The sequence below is a fragment of the Variovorax sp. J22R115 genome (assembly GCF_030317005.1).
Taxonomy (GTDB): domain Bacteria; phylum Pseudomonadota; class Gammaproteobacteria; order Burkholderiales; family Burkholderiaceae_C; genus Variovorax.
Map to the genome: position 1 here is coordinate 401,227 of NZ_JASZYM010000003.1, position 15,968 is coordinate 417,194.

The 15,968-nt window shown below is 64.5% G+C and carries 14 protein-coding genes; 4 read left to right on the plus strand and 10 right to left on the minus strand.

Annotation, left to right across the window (positions count from 1 at the left end; translation table 11 throughout):
• Positions 1 to 4: 4 nt before the first annotated feature.
• Positions 5 to 385, minus strand: a complete 381-nt coding sequence (locus tag QTI04_RS07245) for an antibiotic biosynthesis monooxygenase (RefSeq protein WP_286614723.1) — start codon at positions 383 to 385, stop codon at positions 5 to 7.
• A gap of 235 nt (positions 386 to 620) precedes the next feature.
• Here QTI04_RS07245 and gltS point away from each other — a divergent pair, with 235 nt between their 5' ends.
• Together gltS and QTI04_RS07255 are read left to right on the plus strand one after the other, a co-directional pair.
• Positions 621 to 1,835: a sodium/glutamate symporter gene (gltS, locus tag QTI04_RS07250; protein WP_286600053.1), complete on the plus strand. Its 1,215-nt coding sequence runs from the start codon at positions 621 to 623 to the stop codon at positions 1,833 to 1,835.
• A gap of 117 nt (positions 1,836 to 1,952) precedes the next feature.
• On the plus strand, positions 1,953 to 3,236 hold the full coding sequence (locus QTI04_RS07255; RefSeq protein ID WP_286614724.1) for a bifunctional 2-polyprenyl-6-hydroxyphenol methylase/3-demethylubiquinol 3-O-methyltransferase UbiG: 1,284 nt from the start codon (positions 1,953 to 1,955) through the stop codon (positions 3,234 to 3,236).
• A gap of 51 nt (positions 3,237 to 3,287) precedes the next feature.
• Here QTI04_RS07255 and QTI04_RS07260 read toward each other — a convergent pair whose 3' ends face one another.
• The 7 genes from QTI04_RS07260 to glpD form a co-directional block, all read right to left on the minus strand.
• Entirely contained in the window at positions 3,288 to 5,018 is a 1,731-nt protein-coding gene (locus QTI04_RS07260; protein WP_286614727.1) for an ABC transporter substrate-binding protein, read from the minus strand.
• 93 nt (positions 5,019 to 5,111) lie between these two features.
• On the minus strand, positions 5,112 to 5,420 hold the full coding sequence (locus tag QTI04_RS07265) for a DUF2160 domain-containing protein (RefSeq protein ID WP_286600088.1): 309 nt from the start codon (positions 5,418 to 5,420) through the stop codon (positions 5,112 to 5,114).
• A 133-nt stretch (positions 5,421 to 5,553) separates the two neighbouring features.
• Positions 5,554 to 6,366 (minus strand): carbohydrate ABC transporter permease, encoded by an 813-nt coding sequence (locus QTI04_RS07270; RefSeq protein WP_286614731.1) that lies wholly within the window; start codon positions 6,364 to 6,366, stop codon positions 5,554 to 5,556.
• Positions 6,363 to 7,256 carry a carbohydrate ABC transporter permease gene (locus QTI04_RS07275; RefSeq protein ID WP_286600049.1) on the minus strand — a complete coding sequence of 298 codons (894 nt, stop codon included), beginning with the start codon at positions 7,254 to 7,256 and terminating at the stop codon, positions 6,363 to 6,365. Before QTI04_RS07275 ends, QTI04_RS07270 begins: the two co-directional genes overlap by 4 nt.
• Positions 7,253 to 8,323: an ABC transporter ATP-binding protein gene (locus tag QTI04_RS07280; protein WP_286600048.1), complete on the minus strand. Its 1,071-nt coding sequence runs from the start codon at positions 8,321 to 8,323 to the stop codon at positions 7,253 to 7,255. Before QTI04_RS07280 ends, QTI04_RS07275 begins: the two co-directional genes overlap by 4 nt.
• A gap of 1 nt (position 8,324) precedes the next feature.
• The gene (locus tag QTI04_RS07285; protein ID WP_286614734.1) at positions 8,325 to 9,401 is read right to left on the minus strand and encodes an ABC transporter ATP-binding protein; all 1,077 of its coding nucleotides are present in this window, start codon (positions 9,399 to 9,401) and stop codon (positions 8,325 to 8,327) included.
• Positions 9,392 to 11,056, minus strand: a complete 1,665-nt coding sequence (glpD, locus tag QTI04_RS07290) for a glycerol-3-phosphate dehydrogenase (RefSeq protein WP_286614736.1) — start codon at positions 11,054 to 11,056, stop codon at positions 9,392 to 9,394. The genes QTI04_RS07285 and glpD overlap by 10 nt, the downstream gene beginning before the upstream one ends.
• 98 nt (positions 11,057 to 11,154) lie before the next feature.
• Between glpD and QTI04_RS07295 the strand changes: the two genes are divergently transcribed.
• Together QTI04_RS07295 and glpK are read left to right on the plus strand one after the other, a co-directional pair.
• Complete coding sequence (locus tag QTI04_RS07295; protein WP_286614737.1) at positions 11,155 to 11,925, plus strand: DeoR/GlpR family DNA-binding transcription regulator; 771 nt, start codon at positions 11,155 to 11,157, stop codon at positions 11,923 to 11,925.
• 13 nt (positions 11,926 to 11,938) lie between these two features.
• Positions 11,939 to 13,432, plus strand: a complete 1,494-nt coding sequence (glpK, locus tag QTI04_RS07300; protein WP_286600043.1) for a glycerol kinase GlpK — start codon at positions 11,939 to 11,941, stop codon at positions 13,430 to 13,432.
• Positions 13,433 to 13,463: 31 nt separating this feature from the next.
• Here the strand turns inward: glpK and QTI04_RS07305 are convergent, their stop codons facing one another.
• Positions 13,464 to 14,420 (minus strand): alpha-E domain-containing protein, encoded by a 957-nt coding sequence (locus QTI04_RS07305; RefSeq protein ID WP_286600042.1) that lies wholly within the window; start codon positions 14,418 to 14,420, stop codon positions 13,464 to 13,466.
• 18 nt (positions 14,421 to 14,438) lie between these two features.
• Positions 14,439 to 15,947, minus strand: a complete 1,509-nt coding sequence (locus tag QTI04_RS07310; RefSeq protein ID WP_286614739.1) for a circularly permuted type 2 ATP-grasp protein — start codon at positions 15,945 to 15,947, stop codon at positions 14,439 to 14,441.
• Between the last annotated feature and the right edge of the window lie 21 nt (positions 15,948 to 15,968).

Below are 15,968 nucleotides of genomic sequence, written 5' to 3' on the forward strand. Positions count from 1 at the left end.
GGGCTCAGGCGTTCGTGCTGCCCGTGGACCCTGCATTCAGCTCGTCTGCCGCCAGCATCGCCAGGGCGGGATCATCGATCGAATCGAGGACGTAGTGACGCACCATCGTGTCCCGGTCGAGAATCTTCGCCCGAATGGCTGGGTCGAGCGTAGGTCCCGCCGAACTGCCTCCGTCGTAGGCGCGAATATGCTCCATCGATTCCCAGATCGACGCCACCACCACCTGCGTGGTGCCATCGGTCAGATCCCGAAACAGCGGCGCAGCACGGAGGTTTCCTGGCTGTCGCCGCAATTCGGGCAAAACGAATTGATCCAGATAGGCGCCGCATTCCTCCTTGAGATGTGACCGGATCCAGAACGTCCACGCTCGAAGAACCTTCTTCATGAATGGGCCTTCGTACGCGCTTTTCTGAATCGGTGCATGCCGCCGCAAAGCTGGGTGGGGGATCTTCTGTCTATTGGATTCACTGTGCTGCACTGATTGGAGATTGCGGCAATGTAAATGAGAGTGGCCGACAGAGCGAGGCAATAGCGCACGAGGTTCGTGAAAATTCACTGATCTGCCATCATGAGCGCCTGGCCCGTCCAGCCGGACGCACGCCCCTCATAGGAGCACGCACTTGCCCCAAGACCTCCATCTCGACGCCTACGTCAGCTTCACCCTCGCCGTGCTGCTGCTTTTCGTCGGCAAGGCCTGCACGCGCCGCTTCGAGTTGCTGCGGCGCTACAGCATTCCGGAGCCGGTTCTGGGCGGGCTGGTGTGCATCGCGATCGTCAGCGTGTTGTATCTGACCATGGGGCTGAAGGTCGACTTCCAACTCGGCGTTCGGGACATCCTGCTGCTGTACTTCTTCGCAGCCATCGGGCTGGGTTCGGACGTGCGGACCTTGAGCCAGGGCGGACGGCCGCTGGCAATCCTGCTGGCACTCGCCGCGGTCTTCATCGTGGCGCAGAACCTGGTCGGCATGGCCGTGGCGACCGGCTTCGGACTGGACCGCCGCGCGGGGCTGCTGACGGGCTCGATCTCCCTCACGGGTGGCGTGGGCACCACCCTGGCGTGGGTGCCGCACTTCGTTCGCGACCTGGGCATCACCAATGCCGAGGTCATCGGCCTGTCCAGCAACATGGCGGGGCTGATCGCGGCCTGCGCGATCGGCGGCCCCATCGCAGCCTACCTGATGCGCCGGCACCACCTCGTTTCGTCGGCCGAGGCCGTACTGGAGGCCGGAGCCCATTTCGAGGACGAGAACCGGGCCCGTCTCGACTACAACAGCGTGCTGATGGCGCTGCTCTGGCTCAACGTGGCGTTGATCCTCGGTCGCGGCATCAGTGACCTCATCGCGCTGACCGGGTTGAGGCTGCCAGCCTTTGTCGGCAGCCTCCTCGCCGGCATCCTGGTTCGCAACGTAACCTCGTTGTTCACCAAGCAGAAGGGCCAGCTGTGGCACTGGGACCGCATGCGCGCCGGGGTGTCCCTGGTGTCGGACATCTGCCTCGGCGTCTTCCTGACCATGGCGCTCATGGGCCTGCAGCTGTGGCAGATGCAAGGCGTCGCGACCTTCGTACTGACGGCAGTCGTGCTGCAGGTGGTGCTGGCGATTGCCTTCACCGTCTTCGTGGTCTACCGGTTCATGGGACGCGACTACGAGTCGGCCGTGATCTGTGCAGGCTTCGGGGGCATCGCGCTGGGGTCGACCGCGACGGCGATTGCAAACATGAGCGCGGTGACGCGGGACCATGGCGCCGCACCGCGGGCTTTTATCGTGGTTCCATTGGTCTGCGGGTTCTTCATCGATTTGGTGAACGCGCTTGTCATCGGGTTCATGGCGCGGTGAGCGGGGGTGCGTGGAGGCCAGGTTGCTGCCGACGGGGGCGCGAAACAGGTGGCCAGGAAGGCTGGTTCGGTATGCTCGCGGATCTGCTCCCTGATCGCCTGTCTATCTTGGTACCCGATGCCCGAAAACCATATTCCAGAAGTCCGTCGTCAATACGAAACGCTTCCATACCCACCCCGCGATCCCGAAGATGAACGCAAGCGGCTGATCAGTACATGGCTCGAAAGCCTGCCGATGATCAACCACTACTGCTTTGGGGGGCGGCAGTCCTTTGGGCAGGGGTTCCGAGCGTTGGTCGCCGGCGGTGGCACCGGAGACGCCACCATCTACCTGGCTGAGCAACTCAAGCACACCGACGCCACAATTGTTCACTTGGACCTGAGCGACGCCAGCAACGCGATTGCGCGAGAACGCGCCCGCGTTCGTGGGTTGAGCAACATCGAGTGGATACGTGACTCGATCCTGAATCTGCCTTCCCTCGGCCTCTCGCCTTTCGACTACGTCAACTGCAGTGGCGTTCTTCATCACCTTGCGGACCCAGACCAGGGTTTGCACGCGCTGCGCCACGTGCTCAAGCCGGACGGCGCACTGGGCATCATGGTGTACGCGGCCGTCGGTCGCACCGCGATCTATCAGACGCAGTCGCTGATGCGCCTCATCAACGGAGCCGAAGAAGACCCAGCACGAAAGATCGCCGCAACCCGCGACATCCTTGGCAGCCTTCCGCCTGGCAATTGGTTCCGGCGCAGCCAGGATCTGCACCATGACCATCGCATGGGCGATGCGGGCATCTACGACCTTTTCCTGCATTCACAGGATCGAGCCTACACGGCAGGAGAAATATTCGACTGGTTTCAAGACGATCACGGCCTCCATCTCGAATTCACGGACGTCGCGCGCGGTCGGTCGCCGTATCTACCTCACATGGTGCTCGGACGCAAGCCGCCCGACCGCATCGCAGAACTTCGGGCGATGCCGCGGCGCAAGCAGTACGAGGTGGCTGAGCTGCTCGGAGGCGAAATCATCACTCACTCGTTCTATGCGACGTCAGACGACCGCACCGCAGCCTACGGCGATATCAATGCGGTACCCTTCTATTTCCACGAGCCACTCACCGGTGAGATCGTTGCCAGGGTATTCAATACCAATCGCGGACAACCGTTCATCCTGAATCATGAGAACGCAAGGCTCAGCGTGCGCGTCAATCCCGGACGCTATGGCGCCAAACTCCTGGGCATGATCGACGGGAATCTGTCGTTCGGAGAGATCTTCGACCACTTCCGTGCAGGTTGGCACGGCCAGGCGGCAGCTCCTAGCAACGAGGCGCTTTTCGATGACTTGAGGGAGTCGTACGAAACACTCAATGCCGTTGATCGGCTTCTTCTTCGCCATCCGTCTTGAAGGCTGGACACGCGCGAGACGCCAGCTCTCACGCGTGTACCATTCCCGCAATCAGCGCACCTTGCCTTCGCGCCAGGCGGTCAGAAGCTTCGTGTAATCGATCGTCTCCCCCTTCGGCTTCTCGTTGTCGAGCTTCTTCCACGGCGCGTGTTCGGTACTCAGCATCTTGGCGGGGTCGCCCTTGGGCGCAAGCTTGGGTGCGCACTTGGCCATGCCGGCGCGTTCCAGGCGGGCCATCACCTGGTCCATTTCATCGGCGAGGTTGTCCATGGCCTTCTGCGGCGTCTTCTCGCCGGTCACGGCTTCGGCGACGTTCTTCCACCAAAGCTGCGCGAGCTTCGGGTAGTCGGGCACGTTGGTGCCGGTCGGCGTCCACGCCACACGCGCGGGGCTGCGGTAGAACTCGATAAGACCGCCGTACTTGTCGGCGTTCTTCGTGAAGAACTCGTGGCGGATGTCGCTCTCGCGAATGAAGGTGAGACCCACCACGCTCTTCTTGGTCGAGACGGTCTTCGAGGTCACGAACTGAGCGTAGAGCCATGCGGCTGCGGTCTTGTTGGCGTCATGGCCCTTGAAGAAGGTCCACGAGCCGACGTCCTGGTAGCCGTTCTGCATGCCCTGCTTCCAATACGGGCCGTTGGGGCCGGGCGCCATGCGCCACTTGGGCGAGCCGTCGGGGTTCACGACGGGCAGGCCCGCCTTCGTCATGTCGGCGGTGAAGGCGGTGTACCAGAAGATCTGCTGCGCGATCTGCCCTTGCGCGGGCACTGGGCCAGCTTCGCCGAAGGTCATGCCCGTGGCTTCCTTGGGCGCGTATTTCTTCATCCAGTCGACGTACTTGGTCAGCGCATAGACGGCCGCGGGCGAATTGGTCGCACCGCCGCGCGCCACACTGGCGCCAACGGGCGTGCACTTGTCCGCCGCGACCTTGATGCCCCATTCGTCCACCGGCATGCCGTTGGGGATGCCTTTGTCTGCCGTGCCGGCCATGGAGAGCCATGCATCGGTGAAGCGCCAGCCGAGCGACGGGTCCTTCTTGCCGTAGTCCATGTGCCCGTAGATCGGCTTGCCGTCGATGGTCTTCACGTCGTTCGTGAAGAACTCGGCGATGTCCTCGTAGGCGCTCCAGTTGAGCGGCACGCCGAGGTCGTAGCCGTACTTGGCCTTGAACTTGTCCTGCAGATCCTTGCGCGCGAAGAGGTCGGCACGGAACCAGTAGAGATTCGCAAACTGCTGGTCGGGCAATTGATAGAGTTGGCCGTCCGGCGCGGTGGTGAAGCTGGTGCCGATGAAGTCCTTCACGTCCAGGCCGGGGTTCGTCCACTCCTTGCCCGCACCGGCCATGTAGTCGCTGAGAGACAAGATCTTGCCGTAGCGGTAGTGCGTGCCGATGAGGTCGGAGTCCGAAATCCATCCGTCGTAGATCGACTTGCCCGACTGCATGGAGGTCTGCAGTTTCTCGACGACGTCGCCTTCCTGGATGAGGTCATGCTTGACCTTGATGCCGGTGATTTCCTCGAAGGCCTTGGCGAGGGTCTTCGATTCGTATTCATGCGTGGTGATGGTCTCCGACACCACCGACACTTCCTTCACGCCCTTGTCCTGCAGCTTCTTGGCGGCGTCGATGAACCACTTCATTTCAGCGGTTTGCTGGTCCTTGCTCAGGCTCGACGGCTGGAACTCGCTGTCGATCCATTTCTTGGCTTCCGCCTCCCCGGCCCAGGCGCTCTGCAAGGCGAAAGTCGCCGCGGCCAGTGCCAATGCTGTGTAGCGAATCTTCATGGTCGTCTCCTCGGTGGCGCTTCCCGGTTCTTGCGGAGGCGGCTCCGGGAAAGCGGAGAGCCGGTCCGTTGGAAAAATCATGAATCCCGAAGCTCAGCCCTTTTTCATGATCAGTGCGAGCACGAGCATCGAGATGACGAAGCTGATCCAGATCGACGGTTCGGCTTCCAGGCTCATCCACTCCTGCAGCTTGCCCGCGATGCCGATGAAGATCAGGTTGATGTACGCGGCGATGAGCAGCCCGATGAAGAGCCTGTCGCCCCGGGTGGTATCCATCGGAAGCCAGCCGCGGCGCACCGTCGTGGGCGACTTCAGCTCCCACACGGTCATGCCGACGAGCATCAATGCGATGCAGGTGAAGAACACGGCCACCGGGGTGGTCCAGACCATCCAGTCGAACATCAGCACACCCCCAGTCTTCGCGCACTTCGTGTCGCTTCGCCAACCCCCTTGCAGGGGGCAACACCAACGGCCCGGCCGAGCCGGTTCCGCGGTGCTCCCCGCAAAGAACACACTGCAATCGCTGTGGATTTCATCAGACCCTCCCCATCGCGAAGCCCTTCGCGATGTAGTGGCGGACGAACCAGATCACGATGGCACCGGGCACGATCGTCAGCACGCCGGCCGCGGCCAGCGTGGCCCAATCCATGCCGGATGCGCTTACCGTGCGCGTCATGGTCGCGACGATGGGCTTGGCATTCACGCTGGTCAGCGTGCGCGCCAGCAGCAGTTCGACCCAGCTGAACATGAAGCAGAAGAAGGCCGCGACGCCGACACCCGCCTTGATGAGCGGCAGGAAGATGGTGAGGAAGAAGCGCGGGAACGAATAGCCGTCGATGTAGGCCGTCTCGTCGATCTCGCGCGGTATGCCGCTCATGAAGCCTTCGAGGATCCACACGGCCAGCGGCACGTTGAAGAGCAGGTGCGCCAGCGCCACGCCGAGGTGCGTGTCCATCAGGCCGACGGTCGAGTAGAGCTGGAAGAAAGGCAGCAGGAACACGGCCGGTGGCGTCATGCGGTTGGTCAGCAGCCAGAAGAAGACGTGCTTGTCGCCGAGGAACGAATAGCGCGAGAACGCATAGGCTGCGGGCAGCGCCACCGTGAGCGAGATGACGGTGTTGATGCCGACGTAGATCAGGCTGTTGATGTAGCCCGAGTACCAGGATTCATCGGTAAAGATGCGCCGGTAGTTTTCCCAGGTGAAGGTCTGCGGAAAGAACGAGAAGCTCGACAGGATCTCCTCGTTCGTCTTGAAGCTCATGTTGACCATCCAGTAGATGGGCAACAGCGCGAACAGGATGTAGAACACCAGGAACACGCTGCGCTTGCGGAAGCGGTCTTCGTTCATTTGGTCTCCTCCACCACGTCCTGCGTGCCGACGCGCAACATCCAGTTGTAGAGCACGAAGCACAGCAGCAGGATGATCAGGAAGTAGATCAGCGAAAACGCCGCGGCCGGGCCGAGGTCGAACTGGCCGACCGCCTTCTGCGTGAGGTACTGGCTCAGGAAGGTGGTCGCGTTGCCGGGGCCGCCGCCTGTCAGCACGAAGGGCTCGGTGTAGATCATGAAGCTGTCCATGAAGCGCAGCAGCACCGCGATGACCAGCACACCGCGCATCTTCGGCAGCTGGATGTAGCGGAACACTGCGAACTTGCTGGCGCCGTCGATGCGCGCGGCCTGGTAGTAGGCGTCGGGGATCGAACGCAGGCCGGCAAAGCACAGCAGCGCGACGAGCGGCGTCCAGTGCCACACATCCATCAGCAGCACCGTGAGCCAGGCGTCCCTCGCATTGCCGGTGTAGCTGTAGTCGATACCCAGCTTCTGCAACGCGTATCCGAAGAGCCCGATGTCGGCGCGGCCGAAGATCTGCCAGATGGTGCCGACCACGTTCCACGGAATCAGCAGCGAGAGTGCGACGACCACCAGCACGGCGGACGCCTTCCAGCCCGTCGACGGCATTGAGAGCGCGAGCACGATGCCCAGTGGGATCTCGACCAGCAGCACTGCGATCGAGAAGCCGAGTTGCCGCCACAGCGCGGCGTGCAGTTCGCCATCGCGCATGACCGCGGCGAACCATTCGGTACCGACGAACACGCGGCGCTCGGGCGAGATGATGTCCTGCACCGAATAGTTGACGACCGTCATCAGCGGCACGATGGCCGAGAACGCGACGCACAGCAGCACCGGCAGCACGAGCCACCAGGCGCGCTGGTTGATGGGCTTGTTGGTTCCGTTCATGCGACCAACTCCTCGTCACGGTAGAAGCAGCTCTTGCGGCCGAGCACCTGCAGCCAGACGGTGCTGCCGACAGGCGGAGTCACGGCATCGGATGCCAGCCGCGCCTTCAACGCGCTGCCGTCGAGCCTGGCGCTCAACATCAGATGTGTGCCGACGTCCTGCAACTGCGTCAGCGTGGCGGGCACCGCGCCCGGCGCATTCGGCTCGACCAGCGCGACATACTCAGGGCGGATGCCGAGCTTGAGCGCGCCTTCGGGCAGCTCGCGCGTGGCCGGCAGCCGCGTCCCCGCGATGTCGAGCATTCCGCCCGCGCTCTGCGCCGGCAGGAAGTTCATGCCCGGCGAACCGATGAAGTGACCGACGAAGGTATGGGCCGGCCGCTCGAACAACGCCTCGGCGCTGCCGATCTGCACGGCCTTGCCGCGCGTCATCACGACCACCTCTTCGGCAAAAGTGAGGGCCTCGACCTGGTCGTGCGTGACGTAGATCAAGGTGAGCTTCAGCTCGCGGTGGATCTGCTTGAGCTTGCGCCGAAGCTGCCATTTGAGGTGCGGGTCGATCACGGTCAGCGGCTCGTCGAAGAGCACGGCGGACACGTCGCTGCGCACCAGGCCGCGACCGAGCGAGATCTTCTGCTTGGCATCGGCGGCAAGGCCGGCCGCGCGCTGGTTGAGCTGGCCGCTCATGTCGAGCATCTCGGCAATTTCGCCGACGCGCTTGCGGATCTGCTCGGCAGGCACGTTGCGGTTACGCAGCGGGAACGCGAGGTTCTGCGCCACCGTCATCGTGTCGTAGATCACGGGGAACTGAAACACCTGCGCGATGTTGCGCTGCTGCGGTGTCTCCAGCGTCACGTCGCGGCCGTTGAACTTGACGCTGCCCTTCGACGGCGCCAGCAGGCCCGAGATGATGTTGAGCATCGTGGTCTTGCCGCAGCCCGATGGGCCGAGCAATGCGTAGGCGCCGCCGTCGCGGAAGCTCATCTTGAGCGGCAGCAAGGCGTAGTCACTGTCCTGCGTCGGGTTCGGGCGATAGGCGTGGGCGAGGTCGAGGTCGATGCGGGCCATGTCAGCCTCCCTTGTGACGCCAGGCCGGTGCAACGACCAGCCGCTCGCCGCTGTCGAACACATAGGCCTGCGACGCGCTGAAGTACAGCGTGATCACCGCGCCGAGATCGAAGCGATGCACGCCGGTGAGCTGCGCGACCAGTTCGCCCACCAGCGTCTCGACGTGGACGAAGGTGTCGGAACCGGAGATTTCCGCCAGCTCTACCTTGCCCGGCAAGGCCATGTCGCCGGTGCCGGCGTCGACGTTCAGCGCACTGGAGCGCAGGCCGATCGTGACCGCGCCCTCCACATTGGCGGGCAGTGCCAACGGCAACATGGGCCCGCCTTCGACCTGCACGCCGCCGGTCACCACGCGGCCGGTCATCAGGTTCATCGGCGGGTCGCTGAAAGCGCGCGCCACGCGCAGGGATTGCGGCGCGTGGAAGACTTCGGCGGTCGGGCCATATTGCAGCAGTTCGCCGGAATCCATCACCGCCGTGTAGCCGCCGAGCAGCAGGGCTTCGCCGGGCTCGGTGGTGGCGTAGATCACCGTCGAGTCACCGGACGCGAAGAGTTGCGTGAGCTCCTCGCGCAATCCTTCGCGCAGCTTGTAGTCGAGGTTCACCAGGGGCTCGTCGAGCAGCATCAGCGGCGCACCCTTGGCCAAGGCGCGCGCCAGCGCCACGCGCTGTTGCTGGCCGCCCGACAGCTCCGCCGGGTAGCGGTCGAGGAACATGCCGATGTGCAGCTTGTCGGCCAGTTCGCGCACGCGCGCATCGACGTTCTTTTCGCCGCGCAGCTTGAGTGGCGAGCCGATGTTCTCGGCGACTCTCAGCGACGGGTAGTTGATGAACTGCTGGTACACCATCGCCACGTTTCGCTCGCGCACCGGCACGCCCGTCACGTCCTTGCCGTCGACGAAGACCTTGCCTTCGGTCGGCGCATCGAGCCCGGCCATGAGCCGCATCAGACTGGTCTTGCCGGCCTGCGTGGCGCCCAGCAGCACGGTCACCGCGCCGCTCTTCGGCGCGATGCTCTGCGGGTAGAGCCAGGTCTGCGCGCCCACCTTCTTGGTGACGCGTTCGAGTGTCAGCTGCATGGAGCTTCCTCTTGCAGGCGTGCATGAGCCCGCATCCAGGCGTCGACTTCGTCGCGCTCCGCCTCCGTGAAGTGGAGGCCGAGCTTGGAGCGGCGCCATAGCACGTCGTCGCCGCTGCAGGCCCATTCCTCGTCGCGCAGATAGCGCAGCTCGCGCTCGTGGAGCCCGGGGGCAACGGCCTCGCCCATGTCGTCCATCGATTGCGCGTCGCCGATGACGTCCGCGACGCGGGCACCGTAGGCCCGTGCGAGCCGGCGCGCGAGGTTGAATTCGAGCCACGGGTATTTCGTGCGGACCGCTTCGACGAAGCGTTCGAAGTCGTCGTCGGGCCGCGAGGTGCGGCTGGTGCCGCCGATCCATGCAGAGAGATCGCCGCCGGCCATGAACGCGCCCTCGGTCCATGGAGTGCGGGTTTCGCCGAGCATTCGGCCGACCTCGTCGGCGGCGTCCTCGGCCAGCTTGCGGAAGGTGGTGATCTTGCCGCCCCACACCGACAGCAGCGGCGCGGCGGTGGTGTTGGATTCGAGCATGTAGTCGCGCGTCACGGCCGAGGGGTCGCCCGATGCGTCGTCGAGCAAGGGGCGCACGCCGGAATAGGTCCAGACCACGTCCGACGGCGTGATGGGCTTCCTGAAATAGCGGCTGGCCTGCGTGCAGAGGTAGTCGACCTCGTCATCGCCGATGCGCGCGGCGCCAGGGTCGTCGCCCTGCAGTTCGATGTCGGTGGTGCCGATCAGCGTGAAGTCATCCTGGTACGGAATCGCGAAGATGATCCGTTTATCGGGGTTCTGGAAGATGTAGGCATGGTCGTGGCCGAAGACGCGCGGCACGACGATGTGACTGCCCTTCACCAGCCGCAGATGACGCGTCGCCAGCGCCTCGCCCTGCGCCGAGTGCGCCACGCCGCGAAGGAAGGCTTCGGCCCACGGGCCCGCCGCGTTGACCACCGCGCGGGCGCGCACGGTGCGCTGGCCTTCGGGACCTTCGAGCACGGCGGTCCAGCCCTCGCCGTTGCGTTGCGCCCGGACGCATCGGGTGCGCGTGAGCACCTCCGCGCCGCGTGCGCGCGCATCGAGCGCGTTCAGCACCACGAGGCGCGCGTCGTCGACCCAGCCGTCCGAGTACACGAAGCCGCGCTTGAATTCGGGCTTGAGCGCCGCACCGGCCTCGTGCCGTTTCAGGTCGACGGTGCGCGATCCCGGCAACACCTCGCGACGGGCCAGGTGGTCGTACATGAAGAGGCCGATGCGGATCATCCAGGCCGGCCGCATCGACGGGTCGTGCGGCATCACGAAGCGCAGCGGCCACATGATGTGCGGCGCGCTCTTGAGCAGCACCTCGCGCTCCTGCAGCGCCTTGCGGACCAGCGAGAACTCGTAGTACTCGAGGTAGCGAAGTCCGCCGTGGATCAGCTTGGTGGACGAGGACGAGGTGTGCGCCGCGAGGTCGTCCTTCTCGCACAGCACGACGCGCCATCCCCGGCCCGCCAGGTCCCGCGCGATGCCGCATCCGTTGATGCCGCCGCCGACGATCAGCACGTCGCAGTCAGCGGCGGAGGCGGTCGATGACGGGGGTGATTCGCTCACGAGGGATGGGTCCGTTCGAATGTGACTTAATGCACGGTTTGAGGGCTCTTCGCTTTCGAATTTTTTCATTCTGGTTCCTTACGACGCGATTTTCTTCGGCGTTAACCCTTAAGTCCATTCGTTTCCTTTCGTTCTAAAGTCATTTGCCGCTTCGATCTGCCTGACTCGTGAACTCCAATCCGCGCCAACTCAAGCTGCTCAACACCGTGCGTTCGCGCGGCTCCGTCACCGTCGAACAACTGGCCGAGATGCTTGGGGTCACCCTTCAAACGGTGCGCCGGGATGTGCAGCGCCTGGCCGATGAAGGGCATCTCACGCGCTTTCACGGCGGTGTGCGGGTGCCGAGTTCGACCACGGAGAACATCGGCTACCAGCAGCGCGAGACGCTGCACGCCGAAGGCAAGGCCCGCATTGCGCGCGCGGTGGCGGCGCGGGTGCCCAACGACTGTTCGCTGATCCTCAACATCGGAACCACGACCGAGGCCATTGCGAAGGCGTTGCTGCACCACACCGGCCTGCGCGTGATCACGAACAACCTGAACGTCGCCACCATCCTGAGCGACAACCCCAACTGCGAGGTGATCGTGGCGGGCGGCTCGGTGCGGCTGCGCGACCGTGCCATCGTCGGTGAGGCGACGGTCGATTTCATTCGCCAGTTCAAGGTCGACATCGCGTTGATCGGCGTGTCGAGCATCGAGGCCGACGGCACGCTGCGCGACTTCGACCTGCGGGAAGTGAAGGTAGCGCAAACCATCATCGCGCAGGCGCGCGAGGTGTGGCTGGCCGCCGACGCGAGCAAGTTCAACCGGCCTGCGATGATCGAGCTCGCGAAGCTCTCGCAGATCGATTGCCTCTTCACCGACGCGGAACCGCCGCCGCCCTTCCCCGAGCTGATCGAACGCGCCCAAGTCCGCTGCGAAATAGCGCGCGAACACTGAAGGACTCTTTGTCATGACCTACCTGCTCGCCCTCGACCAGGGCACGTCGAGCTCCCGCAGCATCGTCTTCGATCGCGAGGGCCGCATCGTCGCCATCGCCCAACAGGAACTCACGCAGATCTATCCGAGGCCCGGCTGGGTCGAGCACGACCCGATGGAGATCTGGACGGGCCAGCTCGCCACCGCGCGCGACGTGCTCGCCAAGGCCCAGCTGAAGGCAAGCGACATCCACGCGGTCGGCATTACCAATCAGCGTGAGACCACGGTGGTGTGGAACCGCAAGACCGGCCACCCGGTGCATCACGCCATCGTCTGGCAGGACCGCCGCGCCGAACCGCTGTGCGCCAGGCTGCGCGAAGACGGCATGACCGACACCATCCGCGAGAAGACCGGCCTCGTGATCGATGCCTATTTCTCCGGCACCAAGCTGCGCTGGCTGCTCGACAACGTGCCCGGTGTGCGCGCCCAGGCCGAGCGCGGAGAGCTGGCCTTCGGCACCATCGACAGCTGGCTCATCTGGCAGCTGACCGGCGGCAAGGTGCATGTCACGGACGTGAGCAATGCGTCGCGCACCATGCTCTTCAACGTGCACAGCAACCAGTGGGACGCGGACCTGCTGAAGGCCCTCGACATCCCCGCATCGCTGATGCCGGAGGTCAGGCCGTCGAGTGCGCACTTCGCCGATACCGACGCGGCCCTGCTGGAGCGCAGCCTGCCGATCGGCGGCGTCGCGGGCGACCAGCAGAGCGCCCTCTTCGGCCAGGCCTGCTTCGAGGGCGGCATGGCGAAGAACACGTACGGCACCGGCTGCTTCCTGCTGATGCACACAGGCAGCGCCTTCCAGCCCTCGCACAACGGCCTGCTCGTCACGAGCGCCGCGCAGACCAGCGCGCAGCCGCAGTACGCGATGGAAGGCAGCGTGTTCGTCGGCGGCGCGGTCGTGCAGTGGCTGCGCGATGGCCTCAAGGCCATTCCAGGCAGCGCGCAAGTGCAGGCATTGGCGGAGAGCGTGCCCGACGCGGGCGGCGTGATGATGGTGCCGGCCTTCACCGGGCTCGGCGCGCCCTATTGGGACGCCGATGCGCGAGGGATCATCACCGGGCTGACCAGGGGCACCACCGTCGCGCACATCGCGCGCGCTGCCCTGGAAAGCATCGCTTACCAGAGCGCCGCGCTGTTGCAGGCGATGAGCCGCGATGCGGTTGCGGCGGGCGGAACGCCGGTGGCGGAACTGCGGGTGGATGGCGGCGCGTGCGTGAACAACCTGCTGATGCAGTTCCAGGCAGATCTGCTCGGCATACCGGTTGTTCGACCGGAAGTGACGGAGACCACGGCGCTGGGCGCCGCCTATCTCGCGGGGCTGTCGACGGGCGTGTACAGCGACGTCGGGCAGTTGTCGAAGCTGTGGCGCATCGAAAGACGCTTCATGCCCACGATGGGCCGCGCTCAAGCCGAGGAATCGATGGCCCGCTGGGAACGGGCCGTACGCCAAGCCACGACACGTTGAAGCAAAGTGCGCGAAGCCTGGGGGGTGGGCTCTAGTGCCCAGGCACCAGGAAGTCCTGGCTGATCCGCCACCCCAGCTCATTCACTCGATCCAGGAACTGCGTCAGATACGCATGCAGCCCGGTCGCGAGGATCTCGTCGACGCGCGCATATTGCAGGTCGGCAAGCAGCTTGCCCGCACGCCGCTGCGTCTCCGCGCTCTGCTCGTTCTTCACCTTGTCGAGGTTGTTGACGACCTCCTGCAAGCTCGCGTGCAGCGAGCGCGGCATGTCGGCGCGCAGGATCAGCAGTTCGGCCACGCGCTCGGGCTTGATCACGTCGCGGTACACCTTGCGATAGACCTCGAAGGCCGAGACGCTGCGCAGGATCGCGCTCCAGTGATAGAAGTCGTACTCCTGGTCCTCCTCGGTGGCGGTGCCGAAGAACTCGCTGTTGAGTGCGTGGAACTTGACGTCGACCAGCCGCGCCGTGTTGTCGGCGCGTTCCAGGAAGGTGCCGAGGCGCGAAAAGTAGAAAGCCTCGTCCTGCAGCATGGTGCCCAGCGTCACGCCCCGCGAGAGGTGCGAGCGGAACTTGACCCACTCGAAGAACTGCGCCGGGTCGCGCTCGAAATCACCGGCACGCAGCATGCGGTTGACTTCGAGCCAGGTGGTGTTCTGCGTTTCCCAGGCTTCGGTGGTGAGCGCGCCGCGCACGGCGCGGGCGTTCTCTCGCGCGGCGCGCAGGCACGAGAGGATGGACGAGGGATTCGACTCGTCCTTGACCATGAACTCCATCACCTCGTCGGGCTTGAACCCGTCGTGCTTCTCGTTGTAGAGCGGCAGCAGCTCGCTGATGGAGAGCAGCCCCTGCCAGCCGTACTTGGCGACCTCGGCGGATTGCGGCAGCAGCGAGGTCTGGTAGTTGACGTCGAGCATGCGCGCGGTGTTCTCCGCGCGCTCGGTGTAGCGCGACATCCAGTAGAGGTGATCGGCGGTGCGTGACAACATATCTTGTGGCTCCCCTGATCAGGACGACGACTGGGTTTGCGATTGCGATTGCGGCGAGGCTTCGCGCGGCTTGGCGCCGCGGTCCGCCTCGAGAATCCAGGTGTCCTTGGTGCCGCCGCCCTGCGACGAGTTGACGACCAGCGAACCCTCCTTGAGCGCGACGCGCGTAAGGCCGCCCGGCACCATCTGCACTTCCTTGGCCGACAGCACGAAGGGCCGCAGGTCGATGTGGCGCGGCGCAATGCCCGCATCCACGAAGGTTGGCGAGGTAGAGAGGCTCAGCGTGGGCTGCGCGATGTAGCCGTCGGGCTTGGCGAGCACGGCCTTCTTGAAGTCCTCGATCTCGGCCTGGGTGGCCGCCGGGCCGATCAGCATGCCGTAGCCGCCGGCGCCGTGCACTTCCTTGACGACCAGGTCCTTCATGTTCGCGAGCGTGTAATCGAGCTCGTCCTTGTTGCGGCACATGTAAGTGGGCACGTTCTTGAGGATGGGCTTCTCGCCGAGATAGAACTCGATCATCTTCGGCACGTAGGGGTAGATCGACTTGTCGTCCGCGACGCCGGTGCCGACGGCATTGCAGATGACGACGTTGCCTTCGCGGTAGGCGCGCATCAGGCCGGCGGTGCCGAGCGTGGAGGTCGGGCGGAAGACTTCGGGGTCGAGGAAGTCGTCGTCGACGCGGCGGTAGATGACGTCCACGCGCTTCGGTCCGCGTGTGGTGCGCATGTAGACAAAGTCGTCCTTGACGAAGAGATCCTGCCCTTCGACCAGTTCCACCCCCATCTGCTGCGCGAGGAAGGCGTGCTCGAAGTAGGCGCTGTTGTACATGCCGGGAGTGAGCACCACCACGGTGGGCTCGGCGGTGGCCGGCGGCGCGGACGCGCGCAGGGTTTCGAGCAGCAGGTCGGGGTAGTGGGCAACGGGTGCGATGCGGTTCTGGCTGAACAGCTCGGGAAAGAGCCGCATCATCATCTTGCGGTTCTCCAGCATGTAGCTCACGCCGCTGGGCACGCGCAGGTTGTCCTCCAGGACGTAGTACTCGCCGTTGCCGCTGGCGTCCGGCGCCCGGACGATGTCGATGCCGGCGATGTGCGAGTAGACGTCGTTGGGCACCTTGACGCCGACCATTTCCGGCCGGTATTGGGCGTTTTTCAGGATCTGTTCGGCCGGAATGACGCCGGCCTTGATGATTTCCTGGCCGTGATAGACGTCATGGATGAAGCGGTTGAGCGCCGTCACGCGCTGCACCAGGCCTTTTTCCATCGAGGCCCACTCGTGCGCCGGGATGATCCGCGGCAGCAGGTCGAAGGGAATCAGGCGCTCGGTGCCGGAGCCGTCCTCGTCCTTCGCGCCATAGACGGCAAAGGTGATGCCGACCCGGCGGAAGATCATTTCCGCCTCCTCGCGCCGCGATCGCATCACCTCGCCGGGTTGCTTCGCAAGCCATTGGTCGTAGCGTTTGTAGTGGCTTCGGACCGCTGCGCCGTTGTAGGGCAGCTGCTCATACATCTCATCGAATTTGTGCATGGGACGACCAATCTCCTTGGG